This window comes from Pseudoblastomonas aquimaris (assembly GCF_035481675.1).
GTDB lineage: Bacteria > Pseudomonadota > Alphaproteobacteria > Sphingomonadales > Sphingomonadaceae > Alteriqipengyuania_B.
Genome location: NZ_JAYJJW010000001.1, coordinates 785,499 through 803,472, shown reverse-complemented (window position 1 = coordinate 803,472; position 17,974 = coordinate 785,499). Strand labels below are relative to the sequence as shown.

The 17,974-nt window shown below is 65.5% G+C and carries 15 protein-coding genes; 9 read left to right on the top strand and 6 right to left on the bottom strand.

What is annotated here, in order from left to right:
* The first annotated feature begins 3 nt into the window (after positions 1-3).
* On the top strand, positions 4-2,070 hold the full coding sequence (gene recG / locus VCJ71_RS03835) for an ATP-dependent DNA helicase RecG (protein WP_324639236.1): 2,067 nt from the start codon (positions 4-6) through the stop codon (positions 2,068-2,070).
* Here the strand turns inward: recG and VCJ71_RS03830 are convergent.
* Complete coding sequence (locus VCJ71_RS03830; RefSeq protein ID WP_324639235.1) at positions 2,067-3,257, bottom strand: diguanylate cyclase; 1,191 nt, start codon at positions 3,255-3,257, stop codon at positions 2,067-2,069. The two genes, recG and VCJ71_RS03830, sit on opposite strands and share 4 nt — an antisense overlap.
* Positions 3,258-3,454: 197 nt before the next feature.
* Between VCJ71_RS03830 and VCJ71_RS03825 the strand changes: the two genes are divergently transcribed.
* The 5 genes from VCJ71_RS03825 to dnaE are packed head-to-tail and all read left to right on the top strand — an operon-like array spanning position 3,455 to position 9,571.
* Positions 3,455-4,696: a lipoprotein-releasing ABC transporter permease subunit gene (locus VCJ71_RS03825; protein WP_324639233.1), complete on the top strand. Its 1,242-nt coding sequence runs from the start codon at positions 3,455-3,457 to the stop codon at positions 4,694-4,696.
* Positions 4,689-5,363 (top strand): ABC transporter ATP-binding protein, encoded by a 675-nt coding sequence (locus tag VCJ71_RS03820; protein ID WP_324639231.1) that lies wholly within the window; start codon positions 4,689-4,691, stop codon positions 5,361-5,363. The genes VCJ71_RS03825 and VCJ71_RS03820 overlap by 8 nt, the downstream gene beginning before the upstream one ends.
* Positions 5,364-5,413: 50 nt before the next feature.
* Positions 5,414-5,695 carry a hypothetical protein gene (locus VCJ71_RS03815; RefSeq protein ID WP_324639229.1) on the top strand — a complete coding sequence of 94 codons (282 nt, stop codon included), beginning with the start codon at positions 5,414-5,416 and terminating at the stop codon, positions 5,693-5,695.
* 15 nt (positions 5,696-5,710) lie between these two features.
* Positions 5,711-6,040, top strand: a complete 330-nt coding sequence (locus tag VCJ71_RS03810; protein ID WP_324639227.1) for a hypothetical protein — start codon at positions 5,711-5,713, stop codon at positions 6,038-6,040.
* A gap of 57 nt (positions 6,041-6,097) precedes the next feature.
* Positions 6,098-9,571, top strand: a complete 3,474-nt coding sequence (gene dnaE / locus VCJ71_RS03805) for a DNA polymerase III subunit alpha (RefSeq protein WP_324639225.1) — start codon at positions 6,098-6,100, stop codon at positions 9,569-9,571.
* Here dnaE and VCJ71_RS03800 read toward each other — a convergent pair.
* On the bottom strand, positions 9,494-9,931 hold the full coding sequence (locus VCJ71_RS03800) for a hypothetical protein (protein ID WP_324639223.1): 438 nt from the start codon (positions 9,929-9,931) through the stop codon (positions 9,494-9,496). The two genes, dnaE and VCJ71_RS03800, sit on opposite strands and share 78 nt — an antisense overlap.
* A gap of 31 nt (positions 9,932-9,962) precedes the next feature.
* Between VCJ71_RS03800 and VCJ71_RS03795 the strand changes: the two genes are divergently transcribed.
* A complete protein-coding gene (locus VCJ71_RS03795) occupies positions 9,963-11,561 on the top strand; it encodes a long-chain fatty acid--CoA ligase (RefSeq protein WP_324639221.1) in 1,599 nt (532 codons plus the stop codon).
* A gap of 2 nt (positions 11,562-11,563) precedes the next feature.
* Positions 11,564-11,995 carry a DUF1330 domain-containing protein gene (locus tag VCJ71_RS03790; RefSeq protein ID WP_324639219.1) on the top strand — a complete coding sequence of 144 codons (432 nt, stop codon included), beginning with the start codon at positions 11,564-11,566 and terminating at the stop codon, positions 11,993-11,995.
* Positions 11,996-12,013: 18 nt separating this feature from the next.
* Here the strand turns inward: VCJ71_RS03790 and VCJ71_RS03785 are convergent, their stop codons facing one another.
* The 4 genes from VCJ71_RS03785 to VCJ71_RS03770 form a co-directional block, all read right to left on the bottom strand.
* Positions 12,014-12,526 carry a YbjN domain-containing protein gene (locus VCJ71_RS03785; protein ID WP_324639217.1) on the bottom strand — a complete coding sequence of 171 codons (513 nt, stop codon included), beginning with the start codon at positions 12,524-12,526 and terminating at the stop codon, positions 12,014-12,016.
* A 111-nt stretch (positions 12,527-12,637) separates the two neighbouring features.
* Positions 12,638-13,723: a PA0069 family radical SAM protein gene (locus VCJ71_RS03780; RefSeq protein ID WP_324639215.1), complete on the bottom strand. Its 1,086-nt coding sequence runs from the start codon at positions 13,721-13,723 to the stop codon at positions 12,638-12,640.
* A 42-nt stretch (positions 13,724-13,765) separates the two neighbouring features.
* Positions 13,766-15,478 (bottom strand): transglycosylase SLT domain-containing protein, encoded by a 1,713-nt coding sequence (locus VCJ71_RS03775; protein WP_324639213.1) that lies wholly within the window; start codon positions 15,476-15,478, stop codon positions 13,766-13,768.
* Positions 15,471-16,238 (bottom strand): hypothetical protein, encoded by a 768-nt coding sequence (locus tag VCJ71_RS03770; protein ID WP_324639212.1) that lies wholly within the window; start codon positions 16,236-16,238, stop codon positions 15,471-15,473. The genes VCJ71_RS03775 and VCJ71_RS03770 overlap by 8 nt, the downstream gene beginning before the upstream one ends.
* 73 nt (positions 16,239-16,311) lie before the next feature.
* On the opposite strand from VCJ71_RS03770, the gene VCJ71_RS03765 reads away from it, so the two are divergent.
* On the top strand, positions 16,312-17,961 hold the full coding sequence (locus VCJ71_RS03765) for an electron transfer flavoprotein-ubiquinone oxidoreductase (RefSeq protein ID WP_324639210.1): 1,650 nt from the start codon (positions 16,312-16,314) through the stop codon (positions 17,959-17,961).
* The last annotated feature ends 13 nt before the right edge of the window (positions 17,962-17,974 follow it).

Below are 17,974 nucleotides of genomic sequence, written 5' to 3'. Positions count from 1 at the left end.
CCCATGCGGCCCGAAGTCCTCAACCCCCTGTTCGCCGAAGTGGAGACGCTGGACGGCGTCGGGCCGAAGCTGCGCAAGCCGCTGGAAAAGCTCGGCCTCGGCCGCATTCGCGACGTCGCCTATCACTTGCCGGACCGCTTCGTGGAACGCCGCGCCGTGGCCGATCTCGACGAGGCCGGCGTAGGCGAGCAGATCGTGGTGGCGCTCACCCCCACGGAGCATCGCGCCAGCCGCTCTCCGCGCGGGCCGTACCGCATCCTCGCGCAGGACGCGATGGGCAACATCTGCGCGCTGACGTATTTCGGGCGCGCCGCCTTTACCGGCAAGAAGCTGCTGCCGGTGGGCGAGACGCGGTGGGTCGCGGGGCGCCTCGACCAGTACGACCAGATGCTCCAGATCGTGCATCCCGAGCAGGTCGAGACCGAAAGCAGCGCAGCCATGGGCCGCTTGCTGGAACCGGTCTACCCGCTGTCCGAAGGCCTGACGCAGCCGAAAGTCATCGCGCTGGTTGCGCAGGCGCTGGCGAAACTGCCGCAGCTTTCCGAGTGGATCGAGCGCGGACAGCTGGACAAGGCGCGATGGCCCAGCTGGCAGGATGCGCTGCACCTGGCGCACAAGGGCCCGCACGAGGCCGCGCGCGACCGGCTCGCCTATGACGAGCTGCTCGCCAACAGCCTTGCGCTGATGCTGGTACGCGAAAGCAGACGCAAGCGGCAGGGGCTAGCATTGCAGGGCGACGGGCGGCTCCGAGACAGGCTGGAGCTGCCCTTTCCGCTGACAGGAGCGCAGCGGCGCTCGATCGACGAGATCGCCGGCGATATGGCGCAAGGCGCGCCGATGCTGCGGCTGTTGCAAGGCGATGTCGGGGCAGGCAAGACGGTGGTGGCCTTGGAAGCGATGCTGGTCGCGGTGGAGGCGGGTGCGCAGGCGGCAATGCTGGCGCCGACCGAAATCCTCGCCCGCCAGCATTTCGAAACGCTGCGAAAGATGGCGGAGCCGACCGGCGTCATGGTGGCGCTGCTGACCGGCCGGGACAAGGGCCGTGCGCGCGAAGGCACGCTGATGGGCCTGCTCGACGGGTCGATCGACATCGTCGTGGGCACCCATGCCATCTTCCAGGACAGCGTGGCCTACAGGAACCTGGGCCTCGTCGTGATCGACGAACAGCACCGCTTCGGCGTCGGGCAGCGATTGATGCTGAGCCAGAAGGGAAAGCGCCAGCCGCACACGCTGGCGATGACCGCCACGCCGATCCCGCGCACGCTGACACTGGCGCAATATGGCGAGATGGAGGTCAGCAAGCTCGACGAGCTGCCGCCGGGCCGGCAGGCGATCGACACGCGCGTGGTGGCGATGGAACGCTTGCCCGAAGTGGTGGAAGGCGTGGCGCGCCACGTTGCGGGGGGGCAGCAGGCCTACTGGGTCTGCCCGATGGTGCGCGGCAGCGACAACGAGAGCGACGATCTTGCTGCCGCCGAAGCCCGCTTCGCCAGCCTCAAGGCGCGATTCGGGGACGACATCGTGCTCGTCCACGGCCAGCTGCCGCCGGAAGAGAAGGATGCGAACATGCAGCGCTTCGCCGATGGCGCGGCCAAGGTTCTGGTCGCGACCACGGTGATCGAAGTCGGTGTGGACGTGCCAAACTCCACGCTCATGGTGATCGAACAGGCCGAACGGTTCGGGCTGGCACAATTGCACCAGCTGCGCGGGCGCGTGGGGCGCGGGGCGGAGAAATCGACCTGCCTGCTGATGCGATCGAACGAATTGTCCGAAACGGCGCGCCGCCGGCTCGCGCTGATGCGAGAGACGCAGGACGGCTTTCGTATCGCGGAAGAAGACCTCGCCCTGCGCGGCGGGGGCGAATTGCTTGGTACGCGCCAGTCCGGCGACACGCCTTTCAACATCGCCAGCCTCGAGCAGATCCAGCGCCTGCTGCCCATCGCGCACGAGGATGCGCGCCTGCTGGTCGACCGCGACGGCGGGCTTGACGGAGAGCGCGGGCAGGCGGCGCGGCTGCTGCTTTACCTGCTGGAACGCGATTACGGCGTACAGCTGCTTCGCGGGGGCTAGGCTGCCAGCAAGACCCGGTCGCGGCCGCCGTTCTTCGCATCGTAAAGCGCCTGGTCCGCCCGGGCGAGAAGGCTTTCGGCGGTGTCGTGGGGGCCGAGGGCGGCGATCCCGGTGCTCAGGGTGACGCTGATCGGCGAGCCGGTCTCCAGCTCCAGGTCGGAGGACTGCACGGCCAGCCTCAGCCGTTCGCATACATCGAAGGCGCTTTGCGCGGGCGCGGCAGGAAGGATCACGGCGAATTCCTCTCCGCCAAGTCTGCCGACGAGGTCTTCCGCGCGCACGATATCGACCGCAGTCAGGGCGACCCGGCGCAGCACGGCATCGCCCGCGGGATGCCCGAAGGTATCGTTGATCCGCTTGAAATGGTCTATGTCGAGCATGGCCACGGCGAGCGGGGCACGGCGCCGCTTTGCTCCGGCGACGGCGCGATCCAGCGCAGCGAGGAATTCGCGGCGGTTGGCGAGACCCGTAAGCTCGTCGGTCGCCGCGATGCGGCGAAGCTCGTTGCGTATCTCGGATTCGCGCCGCACGGCCCGCTTGAGCGAAACGAGGACGGATATTCCGAGCGCGAGCAGGAGGAAGCCGACCAGCGTCAGGCTATATTGATAGTTTTCGGTTTCGGCCGCGGCGGCGTTGGCGCTGGCGAGCCTCGATTCCAGCAGTTCGCGTTCCGATTGTTCGAATTGCATGATGCTGGCCGAGACGCTTTCGATCCGGCGGCGGCCGTCGGCGATGGCAGTGCGGTCGACCGCGCCGTCGTGATCGCCGTCGGCCTGGTTTGCGATGGTGTCCGACAGATCCTGCAACAGCAGGTTCGACTTGTCGCGTATTTCCCCGACCATTTCATGCCGGGGCGCATCGCCCCGGGTGGCAATCTCCAGCTGTTCCAGACGTCCGGCAATTTGCGGCCGGGCTTTTTCAAAAGGCTGGAGGAACATCCGATCGCCAGTCAGCAAGTATCCGCGCTGTCCGCGCACGGCCTGCAACAGCTGGATTTCCAGCTCGCTTGTTGCCGAGAGAACTTGCTGCGTCGCGCGCAGCTGGCGCGTGGCGGCATCTCGCTCGCCTGCAGCCTGGTGGGCCAACAGGCTGGCCACCACCAGCATCGTCGCAAGTGCCATGACCACCGCGACGAAGCTGTAGCCTCGCCACGCGGATGTCCGGCTCGCGCTGCCGATCTTAGCCAATGTCGCCAGTATCGTTACCCCGGCCGCATGGTGCGGCGCCTTCGCCTACCACGCCTTCGGTATCGCAATGGTAAACGGGCGGTCCGGACATTCGGTGGGAAGGGCAGCGCCAATTCAGTTGCCCTTCAGGGGCGGGATGGGTAACTGCGCGCTGCATTCATGCTGAATCCAGATCCTTCCTTCACGGCGCGCACGCTTTGATCCTCTCCCCCTTCGAATGGACCATCGCCAAGCGATACATGCTGCCCGGCCGCAGCGAGGGCTTCATTGCGCTCGTCGCGGGCATCAGCCTGGTCGCGGTGATGCTGGGCGTGGCCGCGCTCGTCATCGTGATGAGCGTAATGAACGGCTTCCGCGCCGAATTGCTGGACAAGTTCAGCGGCCTGAACGGCCACGCGGTTATCCAGGCCTACGGCAACCAGCTGGAAAACTGGGAAGATATCCTGGAGGAAGTTCGCGATACGCCGGGCGTCACCCGTGCCTCGCCGCTGATTGAGCAGCCGCTGCTCGCCAGTTACGAAGGCCGCGCCGCCGCGATCATGGCGCGCGGCAACCTGCAGGCGGATATCGACCGGCTGGAGCCCAACCTGCTGCAGGGGGACCTCGGCGCCTTGCAACCGGGGTCGAACAAGGTCGCCATCGGCTCGCGGCTGGCGCAGAACCTGGGCCTCCAGCTGGGCCAGACGCTCACGATCATTAACCCGCAGGGCCGCTCCACGCCCTTCGGCACCGTCCCGCGCCAGATCGGCTACGAAGTCGCGGCGATTTTCGAGGTCGGGGTATACGATTTCGACCAGACCTTTGTGGTCATGCCGATGAAGGACGCGCAGACCCTGCTGCTGATCGGCGACACCGTCGGCATGATCGAGGTGATGACCGACGATCCGGATTCGGTCACGCAGACGCTTGCCCCGGTGACGGAAAGCCTGGCCGGACGCGCCGTCGTGACCGACTGGAAAAGCATCAACAGCTCGCTGTTCGAAGCGCTGGAGATCGAACGGGTGGCGATGTTCGTGATCCTGTCGATTATCGTGCTGGTGGCGGTGTTCAACATCCTGTCCAGCCTGATCATGCTCGTGCGCGCCAAGACCCGCGATATCGCCATCATGCGCACGATGGGCGCGACGCGGCGCAGCTTGCTGAAAATCTTCGTTACCGCCGGCTTCCTGATCGGCGCGCTCGGCACTATCGCCGGGGTCGTCCTCGGCCTCGTCCTGCTGTTCTTCCGGCAGGGGATCATCGAAGGCGTGCAGTGGATGATGGGGGTCGAATTGTGGAACCCGGAAGTGCGTTTCCTGACCGAACTGCCCGCGCGCGTCGATCCGGCAGAGATCGTCGCGATCTGCGTCATGGCGCTGGTCTTCAGCTTCATCGCCACGCTCTATCCGGCGCGCCGTGCCGCCAGCACGGATCCGGTGCAGGTGCTGCGTTATGAATAGCCCGGTCGTCGAACTTCGCGGCCTGACCCGCAGTTTCGAGCAGGGCGATGTCCGTATCGACGTGCTGCGCGGTGTCGACCTCGTCATCCAGCCGGGCGAGATCGTCGCCCTGCTCGGGCCGTCGGGTTCGGGCAAGTCGACGATGCTGCAGGCCGTCGGCCTGCTGGAAGGCGGCTTTGGCGGCTCCATTCGCATCGCGGGCGAAGCGGCGGAAAAGATGGACGGCGACGAACGCACGAGACTGCGGCGCGACCACCTCGGCTTCGTCTACCAGTTCCACCACCTGCTGCCGGATTTCAACGCGAGCGAGAACGTGGTCCTCCCGCAGCTGGTGGCGGAAGTGCCGAAAGACGCGGCGGAAGCGCGCGCCGGCGAGCTTCTTACCGCCCTCGGCCTCGGCCACCGGCTCGATCACCGGCCGAGCCAGCTTTCCGGCGGCGAACAGCAGCGCGTGGCGGTCGCCCGCGCGCTCGCCAACAAGCCGCGCCTCGTGCTGGCGGACGAGCCGACGGGCAATCTGGACGAACATACCTCCGACAAGGTGCTCGAACAGTTTCTCGCGCTGGTTCGCGGGGAAGGCAGCGCCGCGCTCGTGGCGACGCACAACGAGCGGCTCGCGGCCAAGATGGACCGGGTGGTCCGCCTGCACGACGGCGTGCTCGGCTAGGAAACGCCTCGCGCTGCGGTGCGTTAACTCCCAAACACCGGAGGAATTTCATGAGCGACCATCCCAGCACATTCGACGGCGACACCAGCGAGCACAAGGGGTTCGCGTGGGACGACCGCGCCTCGCTCCACCGCAAGGACGATGGCGGCGGCGTGCTCGACAGCGCCAAGGGCCTGCGCAGCGGCACATTTGCGGATATTGTCCGCCACATGATGCTGCTCCCCGCCGAAGAACGCTCGGCCTATTACATCGAAAAGGCGGGCGATCGCGAATACCACGCCGAAGAAGTTGCCGCACTGGCCGACCGGCCCGATTTCCCGCGCGAAGACTGACCGGAGCGAGGGGGGATGATTGAAACCGGCCAGGAATGGTTCCTGTCGCTCGGCAGCGAATATGGCGTCAATCCGTGGATTTTCGGCGCGATTTATGTGGGCGCGATCCCTTTCTTCCTCGCGTCGATCGCCTGGCTCGTGCGACGGGCGAGGGCGGGGCAATCGACGGTTGTGCCCACGCTGCTGGCCGGGTTCTTCTTCGTGTCGGCCTATCTCTATCTTGCGATAGCGGGGCGGAACATCCCCGTGTGGGTGTGGATCTTCCTCGCGGTCCTCGTGATCTACGGCGCTTTCTCGACAATTCGGGACACCCGCCGGAAGATCGCGAAAGTGGAAGACAAGTGAGGGGATAGGCGGGCGCTGCGCCTTGGCGAATCCCGCCGGCGTTCGCATATTGGCGCCATGGCTTTCGCTCCCTTCGTCCCTTTACGCGTCCTTTCCAGCTATTCGATGCTGGAGGGCGCAATCGAGCCCAAGGCCATCGCCAAGCTGGCGAAGGAACGCAGCTTCCCCGCAATCGCCATCTGTGACCGCAACGGGCTCTACGGCTCGGTCGCCTTCGCTGCCGCCTGCTTCGACGAGGGGATCCAGCCCATCGTCGGTACGCTGCTGGGCATGGCGCGGGAACAGGGCGGGGCGGGCGTCGATTACCTGCCGCTCTATGCGCAGGACGAGGCGGGGTGGGATAACCTGTGCCATCTCGTCAGCCGCGCGCATTTGGACCGGCCGCTGGAGCTGGAACCGCACGTCCGGATGGACGATCTGGAAGGCCACACGGATGGCCTGATCGCGCTCACCGGCGCCAGCGAAGGCGGGCTGACGCAGCTTTTGGCCGACGGGCAGGCCGATCATGCAGAGGCGCTGCTCTCGCGCCTCGAAAGCATGTTTCCGCAGCGGCTCTACATCGAACTGGCGCGGCGCGGGAATGCAGTCGAGATTGCCGCCGAGGAGGCGCTGATCGATCTTGCCTACGTCCGCGACCTGCCGCTGGTCGCCACCAATCCCGCCAACTTCGCCGATCCGCATTTCTATGCCGCGCACGACGCTATGCTGTGCATCGCCAATTCGACCCAAATCGAGGCCGAAGATCGGCCGCGCAGCGCCAAGGACAGCTTCGTGAAGTCCGAGCGGATGATGGAAGAGGCTTTCGCCGACATTCCCGAAGCGCTGGCCAACACGCTGGTCGTGGCGCAGCGGTGCGCCATCGCCCCGCCCAAGCGCCCGCCCATCTTGCCGAGCCTTGCCGGCGACCTCGAAGGCGAGGCGAAAATGCTGGCGGAGGATGCGCGCAAGGGCCTCGAAGCCCGGCTCGAACCCTATGGCGAAATGTCCGCCGAAGAGCGCAAGGCCTATTTCGACCGGCTCGATTTCGAAGTCGAGATCATCGTCGGGATGGGCTTTCCCGGCTACTTCCTGATCGTTGCGGACTTCATCAAGTGGGCCAAGGACAACGGGATTCCTGTGGGCCCGGGGCGCGGGTCGGGCGCAGGCAGCCTGGTCGCCTGGGCTCTGACCATCACGGACCTCGACCCGCTGAAACTGGGCCTGCTGTTCGAACGCTTCCTCAACCCGGAACGCGTGTCGATGCCCGACTTCGATATCGACTTCTGCGAAACGCGCCGCGGCGAGGTGATCCGCTACGTGCAGGCGAAATACGGCGCCGATCATGTCGCGCAGATCATCACCTTCGGCAAGATGAAGGCCCGCGCCGTGCTGCGCGATTGCGGGCGTATCCTGCAGATGAGCTACGGCCATGTCGACCGGCTCTGCAAGATGGTGCCGAACCATCCGACCGACCCGTGGACCTTGCCGCGTGCGCTGAACGGCGCGGCGGAGTTCAAGCGCGAATACAGCAACGACAACGAGGTGAAGCGCCTCGTCGACCTGGCGCTGCAGCTGGAGGGGCTGCCGCGCAACAGCTCGACCCACGCGGCGGGCGTGGTGATCGGCGACCGCCCGCTGGCCAGGCTCGTCCCGCTCTACCGCGATCCCCGTTCGGACATGCCGGTGACGCAGTTTGACATGAAATATGTCGAATCGAGCGGGTTGGTGAAATTCGACTTCCTTGGCCTGAAGACGCTGTCGGTGCTGCAGAAGGCAGTCGACCTTCTCGCCCGGCGCGGGGTTGAAATTGACCTCGGCGCTCTGGCGTGGGACGACCCGGGAGTCTTCGACCTGCTCAAGCGCGGCGACACGGTCGGCGTGTTCCAGCTGGAATCGGAAGGCATGCGCCGCACGCTGACCGCGGTGAAACCGACCAAGTTCGAGGATATCATCGCCCTCGTCTCGCTCTACCGCCCCGGCCCGATGGACAACATCCCGCTGTTCGGCAAGCGCAAGGCGGGCGAGGTGCCGATCGAGTATCCGCATCCCAAGCTGGAAGGCATCCTCGCAGAAACCTACGGCATCTTCGTCTACCAGGAACAGGTGATGCAGGCCGCGCAGATCCTCGCCGGCTATTCGCTCGGCGATGCCGACCTCCTGCGCCGCGCGATGGGCAAGAAAGTGCAGGCGGAAATGGATGCGCAGCGCACCCGCTTCTGTGACGGGTGCCTGGAAGTGTCCGGCATCGACAGGAAACAGGCGAACGAGCTGTTCGACTTGATCGACAAGTTCGCCGGCTACGGCTTCAACAAGTCGCACGCCGCCGCCTACGCGCTGCTCGCCTACCAGACCGCGTGGCTGAAGGCGCATTACCCGGAAGAATTTTACGCCGCTTCGATGTGCTTCGACATGCACCAGTCGGAAAAGCTGGCGATCTTCGTCGACGACATGCGCCGCAACGGGATCGACCTGTTGCCGCCCGATATAAACGAGAGCGAGGCGGAGTACGTCGTCCAGCCGACCGACGACGGGTATGCGGTGCGCTATGGCCTCGGCGGGCTGCGCAATGTCGGCGAAAAGGCGATGGCGGCCATCGTTTCGGAACGGGAGGGGAGCGGCAAGTTCACCTCTCTGGAGGAAATGTTCGGCCGCCTGCCGCAGGGCTGCATGAACCGCCGCCAGTTGGAAGCGCTCGCCTCTGCCGGGGCGTTCGACACGCTGGAGCCCAATCGCGCGCTAGTCCACGACAATGCCGAGCTGTTGATGGCGGTCGCCGATGCAGCGGAGCGGGAGCGGTCCAGCGGGCAGGTGGCCCTGTTCGGCGGGGAGGACGATGCCGGTTCCAACCTGCGGCTCAAGGAAACCGCCGAATGGTCGCGGCCCGACATGATGGCGAAAGAGCGCGAGACTTTCGGTTTCTATTTCTCCGCCCATCCGGTGCAGGCCTATCGAGAGGTAGCCAGCGCCAATGGTGCGCGCACCTATGCCGGGCTGATGGGAGGCGGCACCGAAGGCGCCGGGCGCAGCCGCGCGGTGATGGCCGCGCTGGTCGAGGACGTGAACATCGGCAAGACGCGAAAGGGCAAGGACTTCATCCGCGCCGATTTCTCCGACACGACCGGCCAGTTCAGCGCCGCCTGTTTCGACGAGGAACTGGTGGAACCGTTCCGCAAGTGGGCGGCGAGCGGCGAATGTGTTTTGCTCACCGTCGAGCTCGACCAGCCGAGCCCCGACGAACCGCCACGGGTCACCGTGCGCGGCGCGCGGCCGCTTGGCGAAGTGACTAGCGCGGCACGGATGCTGTTGCGGCTCGACGTGGCCGACGAGGCGGGGCTTGCCCAGCTCGCCGCCAGCGTTTCGCAGGATGCGCAGGCGACGGGCGAGATCGTGGTGCGTCTCGCCACCAGTGAAGGCTCTTTCGTGACGATGCGGCTCGGCCGCAATTTCCGCGTCGATGGCGAGCTGGCGGAACGGCTAGGCGAGATCCCCGGTCTCGCCAATGTCAGCATCGCTGCCCGCAGCGGGAGCGACCGGCTCCGTCTCGTCGCCTAGCTTTCGCTCGAAGACGGCGCTGAACCGCGCGAGCAGAAATACGAAAAAGGGGATGGCAGTCGTGTTCACGATGTCGTGAACATGCTCGACCATATCCAGCGGAAGTTCGCGCGAAAGCTGGCCTTGCAGGTCCAGCATTTCGCCGGTGATGGCCAGCAACAGCACGAGCAGGAACGGCGCGAGATCGCCCGCCTTCCGCCGCAGCACGAAACACGCGATGACGAACGCGGCCATGCCAATGTGGATGTGCAGCGCATCCATGCTGAGGCCCGTCGCGGCGACGACCTGCGTCTTCAGATCCATATACCAGTACATGCCCCCGCCATGGGTCCGATTGCCAAGCGTGGCAAGGCGCTGCATGGTGCCCGCGACCGGATTTGAGGAGAGACGAATGCAGGGTGCGATGCAGGACTGGACGATGCGGGTGACGCGGGTGATCGATCATGCGGCCCGGGAGGCCGGATCGCGCGAGATCGTGACGCGCTGGGCCGATGGCAGCGAGACGCGCACCGACTGGGCCGGGATCAGGCGGGATGCCAAGAAGATGGCCCAGGCGCTGCAGGCGCTCGGCGTGAAAGAAGGCGACCGGGTCGCGAGCCTGGCGATGAACCATTCGCGTCATCTCGTCAGCTGGTACGGCGTCGCCGGGATGGGCGGCGTGCTCCACACGGTGAACCCGCGCCTGTTCGAGGACCAATTGGAGTATATCGCCAACCACGCCGAAGACCGCGTCCTGCTGTACGATGCGATGTTCCAGCCGATCGTCGACAAGATGCGCGAGCGCTGGACCACGATCGAGCATTACGTCTGCTACGATTCCGGCGAACACAGTCCGGCGTTCGAGGACTGGATCGCGCCCTATGGCGAAGATTTCGACTGGGTCGAGGGTGACGAGCGCGATCCGTGCATGCTGTGCTACACCAGCGGCACCACCGGCAATCCGAAGGGCGTCCTTTACGAGCACCGTTCCACCGTCCTGCACGCGATGGCCGGCCTGCAGCCTGCCGCGTTCAATTTCAGCGCAAGCTCGGTCATGCTGCCGGTCGTGCCGATGTTCCATGCGGCCAGCTGGGGGCTGCCATATGCCGGCGCGATGGCAGGCATCAAGTTCGTGTTCTCCGCCGTGAACGAGCCGGCGGTGCTGGACGAACTGATGAAGCGCGAAGGCGTGACCGACAGTGCGGGTGTGCCGACGGTATGGCTTGCGCATTTCCAGTATTGCGATGCCACCGGCACCGAGCTTCCCAAGCTAAAGGCCGCCACCATCGGCGGATCCGCCGCGCCGAAGTTCATGATCGAGCGGCTGATGAAGAACGGCACCCGCGTCCAGCACGCCTGGGGGATGACCGAAACCAGCCCCATCGGCACAGTCGGCGGGCCAACTGCCGATTGGGACCAGCTGTCGTTCGAGGAAAAGGTCGGCAAGACCGCTATGCAAGGCCGGCCGGTCTTCGGCGTGGAATTACGCACTGTCGACCTCGACGACATGAGCACCGAACTGCCGCGTGACGGCAAGACGAGCGGCGCGCTGCAAATCCGCGGGCCATGGGTGATCAAGCGCTATTTCGAGGCGGACGAAGACGCGGTCGATGCCGATGGCTGGTTCGATACCGGCGACGTCGGCATCCTCCACCCGGATGGGACCTTGCAATTGACCGACCGGACCAAGGACGTGATCAAGTCCGGCGGCGAGTGGATCAGCTCGGTCGAATTGGAGAACGCCGCGGTCGGCCATCCGGCAGTCGCCGAAGCAGCGGCCATCGGCATGCCGCATCCCAAATGGGACGAGCGACCCGTGCTGTTCGTCGTAAAGAAGGACGGGGCTGATTGCACGGGCGAGGAAGTGACCGCCTTCCTTGCCGACAAGGTCGCGAAGTGGTGGCTCCCCGACGCGGTGGAGTTCGTGGACGACATCCCGCACACCGCCACCGGCAAGATCAGCAAGAAGGACCTGCGCGCCCGGTTTGCCGACTATACGCTGGGAAGCTGACCATGGCGCAGCACATCGATCCGACGCGGGAGGCGTTCGAGCTTTTCAAGTCGCTGCCGCGCGACGAGCCGATCCAGATGCTCAACCTGATCCGTTATCGCGAGAAGGCGGCTTATCCTGACGATCATCCCCATGCGGCGAAGGGGTGGAGCGGGGAGGAAGCCTATCGCGAATATGGCAAGGCCAGCGGCCCGATATTCGAACGGGTCGGCGGCACGATCGTATGGCGCGGAAAGCCGCAAGTGACCCTGACGGGGCCGCAGGAAGAGGCTTGGGATGCAGGCTTCATTGCCGAATATCCCGACGCCGCGGCATTCTTCGAAATGTTGACGGACGAGGATTATCGTCGGGCCGTGGTAAATCGCACGGCAGCCGTTGCGGACAGCAGGCTTATCCGCTTTGCAAAAGCGGGCGGCGGCAAGGGCTTCGCCTGACCGCCGCCCGCATTTAACCTATTCGGTCGAGCCGCCTTCGAGGACGATGGTTTCGAACGGTTCGCGCATGTTCTGGAACACGCTGAGACCGACGCGGTAATTCTCCATCGAGATGCCGCCGTCGCTGATCAGGTATCGCGTGTAATAGACCGATCCATCGTCACGTACCACGGCCTTGGCAGTGTTGTAGAGGCTGTTGAACTCGTTCGCGCGGCGCATAAGCTCGGTGCGCGAGACTCCCTCCGGCGCCCCATAGCTGGCAAGCAGGCGCATGCCTTCGCAGTTCGAGTTACCGTTGCTGCAAACGCGGAACTCAGCATAGGTGATGAGACCGTTGCTGAAGACGATCCGTTTCCCGCCGGTGTCGCCATCCATGTCGGTATAGGTCGCGCCGATTTCGTCCATTACGGGCTTCATTGCCGACTCCGCGTCAAGGAACTTCACAATGGTGCTCTCGCGGAATTCCTGCGCCCCGGCGGGAGCGGCCATCATCATGGCGCCTGCACAAAGAGCGGTGGCTAGGTATTTCATTCTTTATCCCCCTGTTGGCTCGAAAGCGGCTTGCCAATCCGCGTCCGCATGTCGTTCTGACAAAACGCAGTCGACAATGCCACCCCTTAACAAGGGATTGATCGTCGACCATCAGATGAGGGACAACTGGCCTTCGGGCCCGGGTTTGCGGAAACTGGTCGTGTCGAGCGCGAACTTCGGCTTGTCGAGGCCCGCGCGCTTCAGGGCGAGCGCGAAGCGGCGGCGGAAGAGGTCCGCCCACACGCCTTTCGGCCTGAAGCGTGTGAAGAAACCGGGATCGTTGTCACGCCCGCCGCGCATGTCGCGCACGATGTTCATCACCTTGTCCTTGCGGTCCGGGAAATGGACATCGAGCCACTCGCGGAACAGGGGCGCGACCTCGTGCGGAAGCCTCAGCGGTATCCATCCGGCGGACCGCGCGCCGGCCCCTGCCGCACGGGCGACGATATCTTCCATGAATTCGTCGGTCACCGCCGGGATTATCGGCGAGACGCTGCAATGCACCGGGACACTTGCCTCAGACAGGCGGCGGATGGCGGCAAGCCGCTTGGCCGGGGAGGCGGCGCGGGGCTCCAGCAAGCCCGACAGCCGCGGATCGAAGGTGGTGACGGAGAGGGACACCGCCACCAGCTCGCGTCGCGCCAGGTCGGCAAGGAGGTCGAGATCGTCCAGCACGCGGTCCGACTTGGTCGTGATCGTCACCGGATGCCGGGTCTCCAAACACAGCGCGAGGACATTGCGCGTGATGCGATAGCGCCGCTCGATGGGCTGGTAGGGGTCCGTATTCGTGCCCATTGCGATGGGGGCCGGCCGGTAGCCGCGTTTCGACAGTGTCGAACGCAGCAATTCGGCGGCATTTGCCTTGGCAAAGAGCCTCGTCTCGAAATCGAGGCCGGGCGAGAGGTCGTGATAGGCGTGGGTCGGCCGCGCAAAGCAATAGACGCAGCCATGCTCGCAGCCGCGATAGGCGTTGATCGACCGGTCGAAGGGAACATCAGGCGACTGGTTGAAAGTGACGATCGTCTTGGGGCGTTCCTCGATCACCGTGGTCCGCAGCTTGGCGGGCGGGCCGTCGAGCGCCTCCATCGCATCGCGCCAGTCGTCGTCGACCAGGCGCTCGGCCAGGCCGAAACGTTGGGGGACCGCGGAAGACTGCGCCCCGCGCCCGCGAATCCTGTCATCCGGTCCCGCTGCCATGAGCGGAACATAGATAGAACAAACGGGTCTGTCAGCCGCTTTCTATCGCTGCACCCGCGGGAACATCGGCCACTTGTTCTCAGAAAGAGCCCGGCGCGAGGGCGAGGGCGCATTCGCCTGCCGCTCGTACATCCAGTAATTGCGCGTGACGATGGCGACATAGCCGCGCGTTTCCCAATAGGGGATGGATTCCATGTAGAGCAGCGCGTCGTCCTGGTCGCGGACCTCGCCTTCCCAGCGGGTGACCGGCGTCAGCCCGGCGTTATAGGCGGCCATGATCTTTGGCAGCTTGCCCTGCGTGCCCCGGCTTTCGCTCAGCACCTCGAGCGCGCGCTGGCCGAAGGCAAGGTTGACGCTGGCATTGCGCAGGTCGGGGTTGTTCATGCCGAGCGAGGGCCCGTATTCGCGCGCGGCGATCGGCATGATCTGCATCAGGCCGGTCGCGCCCGCACCGCTGACGACGCCGCGCTGGAAATTCGATTCCTGCAAGGCATGGGCATAGGCGAGGGCGGGATCGACTCTCCAGCCGCCTACCGGCTGCCATCGGGCCACCGGGAACTGCGCTGCAGGCTCCGGATCGGAACCGCGCGGGGCGCGGTGGGCGAGCCACAGCTGCGTGCCCGGCAGGCCGAGGCCGCGGGCTAGGCGCGAGATGGCGTTGAAATTATCGCCGTCGACGACGCCGGAAAGGTGCCGCAACACTTCGCCGGCAAGGTCCTCTTCGCCGATTTCGGACAGGGCGATGGCCATCTGCACCTCGGGCAGCCCGCCGATTTCGCGCCAGTCTTCGCCGTTGAAGTCGGTCCGCCCGAAGCGGTCGGGCTGCGCCTGGCCAAGCTGCTCCAGTGCCAGCATGCCGTACAGCGTATTGTCGAGCACCGCCGCGCCGCGAAGCAGTTCGGCGGCACGTCCGGGGCGGCGGCAGCGGATCGTCGCGCGGTGCGCCCAGTAATAGGCAGCTGCCTGAAGTTCGGGATTGGTCGCGCGCCGCGCCGATTCCTCGAAATTGGAGCCCGCAGTCAGGCAGTCGCCCAGCCGCCACGCGGCCAGCCCGCCGACCCACGCACCTTCCGCGACCCACGGTCCCGTTCCGTCGTACACCGACTGCGCCATGGCCAGCGCCTGCGCATCCATGTTCTCGATATAGTAGCTCCACGCCACGCGCTGGCGCCATTCCGCGCGCGCATCGGTGGACAGCGTCGCGTCGATTCCGTCGAGAAGCAGCCGCGCCCCGTCCGGATCGTCGTTCTTGATACGGTCGAGGACGGCGTTGCTCATCTCCGAAGAGATCGTGCCGTCACCGGTCCCGCGCGGCAGGATACGCTTCGGCGCATATCCGCGCGGCTCCAGCCGCCGCTCGCGCGGCAGGATGAAGCCCTCCTGCGAACCGCGGGAGACTGCCAGCGCGTTGAGCCTTTCCGCATAAGGCAGCCGCCGGCCCTGCGGCATCCAGTTAGCAATCTGGTCCAGTCCGACGCGCGGGGATTCCGGATGCAGGTAAAGCTCTGCGCGGATGACCGGATCCAGCACCCCGACGCCCTGCGCCAGCAAGCTTTCCACTCGTGCCCAGTCCCTTGCCCGCAAGGCCGCAAACGCCTCCCGTGCGCGGCTGCGTTCGTCTGCGGCCAGCACCACCGGCACGGCGGCGGCGGGTTGCTGGGTGCTGAAATATTGGGCCGAATTGTCTTGCGCCGAAGCGGCAGCGGGGAGGGCGAGGCTTGCAAGGAAGGGAAGCAGCGAGAATTTCCTAGGCATCGGTACTCCGTTCGAGCCAGCGGTGCCACAACGCCCGGCGCGCCGGGGCCATGGCCAGCAATGTTGCGGGCTCTCGCCCTGCCAGCGCGTCTACCGCGATGTCGCCGGCGCGGATAGAGTCGAGCGCGGCAGCCTGTTCCGGATCTGCGCCGAGCAGCGGCAGGATGCTCCGCCCGAGGACGAGCAGGCGCTTGGGTTTCGCAAGGGCGACATGATGCAGCGCCAGTGTGCCGAGCCCGGCCTCCGCGAGCCGCGCCCAGTCAGCGCCCGGCGTGTGGCGGGGCAGCACGCTTCCGAGCCGAACCTCGTCCGCCGCGAAGCCCATGGCGCGGACCATGTTGGCCAGCATCGCGCCTTGCAGGCCGGACATCAGCACGTCGCGATCCTCCGCCTCCGGCTGCGGGACGAGGATCATCAGTGGCGCATTTTCCGGTCCGCGCGGGGGAGGGCGGGAAATTTCCGATCCCATCGCAAGGCTGGGCTCGGCTAGCCACCAGCTGTCGAAAGCCAGCAGGCTTTGCGGCCAGGCTTCCCTGTTTCCGCCGATCGCAACTGTGGGAGGCGGCGCATCGGCCACCGGTTTCGGCGCCGTTACGGCATGGGGAAGTTGCGCAGCCGGCTCCGGCTGCGCCAGCCAGTCGACCGGCTCGTCCACGAAGTCGCAATCGACCCCGGCCTCGCGCCACCAGGCCTGCGCCGCCTCAATGGCACGCAGTGCGGATTCGCGGGTTTCCGCTGGGCTGGCAGGGGTCGTCGGCACGGGCCAAGGTCTTGACCTGCCGCGCCGCAGCAATCAAGTGCTGTGCGACGGCAAAGCGAACAGAAAGTGGACCATGACCGAACGTGAATCGATGCCCTGCGATGTGGTGATTGTCGGCGGCGGGGTCGCCGGACTGGCCGCGAGCATCCGACTCAAGCAGCTGAACGAGGAACTCGAGGTCGTGGTCCTCGAGAAAGGCTCCGAAATCGGGGCGCATATCCTGTCGGGTGCGGTCGTCGATCCCAAGGCGCTGGACGAGCTCTTCCCGGAATGGCGCGACATGGATTGCCCGATGGCGGAAACGCCCGTCACGGACAACTGGCACTGGATTCTGGGCGCAAACAAGAAGATGGCGCTGCCGCACCTGATCATGCCGCCGTTCCTGTCCAACAAGGGCTGCTACACCGGCAGCCTCGGCAACCTGACCCGCTGGCTGGGCGAACAGGCAGAGGCGCTGGGCGTGATGGTCTTCCCCGGCTTCCCGGCGTCCGAAGTCATGTTTGACGAGAATGGCGCGGTGTCGGGCGTGATCACGCAGGACATGGGCGTCGCTGCCGATGGCTCGCACAAGCCGGATTACCAGCCGGGCATGGAAATCCATGCGAAATACACGCTGTTCGCAGAGGGTGCACGCGGCAACCTTACCAAGAAGATGAAGGAACGCTTCGACCTGGAGGCGGATTGCCAGCCGCAGGTCTATGGCATCGGCATCAAGGAACTGTGGGACATCGATCCCGAGAAGCACGTTCCCGGCCGCGTGATCCACACGCAGGGCTGGCCCCTGTCGGAAAGCGACACCTGGGGCGGGGGCTTCCTCTACCATCAGGCCAACGGCCAGGTCGCGCTCGGCTTCGTGACGGCGCTCGATTACAAGAACCCCTACGTCCGTCCGTACCAGGAATTCCAGCGCTGGAAGGAACATCCGGCAATCCGCGAATATCTCGAAGGCGGCACCCGCGTGGCCTACGGCGCGCGCGCCATCAATGAAGGCGGCTGGCAGAGCGTGCCGAAGCTGGCATTCCCGGGCGGCGCGCTGGTCGGCTGCGCCGCAGGCTTCGTCAACGTGCCGCGCATCAAGGGCAGCCACACCGCGATGAAGAGCGGGATGCTGGCCGCCGAAAGCATTGCCGCGGCCATCTCCGCCGGCTCGGAGAAGACCGAGCTCATGGATTACGACGCGGCCGTGCGCGATAGCTGGATCGCGACCGAGCTCAAGAAAGTGCAGAACGCGCAGCCGCTGGTCGCCAAGTACGGCGGCGACGTGGGCACGGTGCTTGCCGGTGCGGACATGTGGATGCGCACGCTCAAGATCGGCCTGCCCCTCAGCATGAAGCATCACCGCGATTACGAGGAATTGCAGCGCGCTGACCTGCACACGCCGATCGACTATCCCAAGCCCGACGGCAAGCTCACCTTCGACCGGCTGACCAATGTCGCCTTCAGCTTCACCAACCATGCCGAGGACCAGCCCAACCACCTGAAGGTGAAAGACCTGCAACTGCAGCACGACAGCGAGCTTGCGGTCTATGCCGGCCCGTCGCAGCGCTATTGCCCTGCGGGTGTCTACGAATGGCTGGAGGACGAGGACACGGGCGCGATGAAGTTCCAGATCAACAGCCAGAACTGCGTCCACTGCAAGACCTGCGACATCAAGGACCCGAACCAGAACATCGAATGGACCACGCCCGAAGGCGGCGGCGGGCCCAACTATCCGAACATGTAAGCTCTCCCCCACC

Coding starts and splice junctions, on each gene's coding strand:
- recG (WP_324639236.1), top strand. CDS start 4: ATGCGGCCCGAAGTCCTCAACCCCCTGTTCGCCGAAGTGGAGACGCTG.
- VCJ71_RS03820 (WP_324639231.1), top strand. CDS start 4,689: ATGAATAGCCCGGTCGTCGAACTTCGCGGCCTGACCCGCAGTTTCGAG.
- VCJ71_RS03795 (WP_324639221.1), top strand. CDS start 9,963: ATGCAGGGTGCGATGCAGGACTGGACGATGCGGGTGACGCGGGTGATC.
- dnaE (WP_324639225.1), top strand. CDS start 6,098: ATGGCTTTCGCTCCCTTCGTCCCTTTACGCGTCCTTTCCAGCTATTCG.
- VCJ71_RS03790 (WP_324639219.1), top strand. CDS start 11,564: ATGGCGCAGCACATCGATCCGACGCGGGAGGCGTTCGAGCTTTTCAAG.
- VCJ71_RS03780 (WP_324639215.1), bottom strand. CDS start 13,723: ATGGCAGCGGGACCGGATGACAGGATTCGCGGGCGCGGGGCGCAGTCT.
- VCJ71_RS03815 (WP_324639229.1), top strand. CDS start 5,414: ATGAGCGACCATCCCAGCACATTCGACGGCGACACCAGCGAGCACAAG.
- VCJ71_RS03810 (WP_324639227.1), top strand. CDS start 5,711: ATGATTGAAACCGGCCAGGAATGGTTCCTGTCGCTCGGCAGCGAATAT.
- VCJ71_RS03775 (WP_324639213.1), bottom strand. CDS start 15,478: ATGCCTAGGAAATTCTCGCTGCTTCCCTTCCTTGCAAGCCTCGCCCTC.
- VCJ71_RS03800 (WP_324639223.1), bottom strand. CDS start 9,931: ATGCAGCGCCTTGCCACGCTTGGCAATCGGACCCATGGCGGGGGCATG.
- VCJ71_RS03785 (WP_324639217.1), bottom strand. CDS start 12,526: ATGAAATACCTAGCCACCGCTCTTTGTGCAGGCGCCATGATGATGGCC.
- VCJ71_RS03765 (WP_324639210.1), top strand. CDS start 16,312: ATGACCGAACGTGAATCGATGCCCTGCGATGTGGTGATTGTCGGCGGC.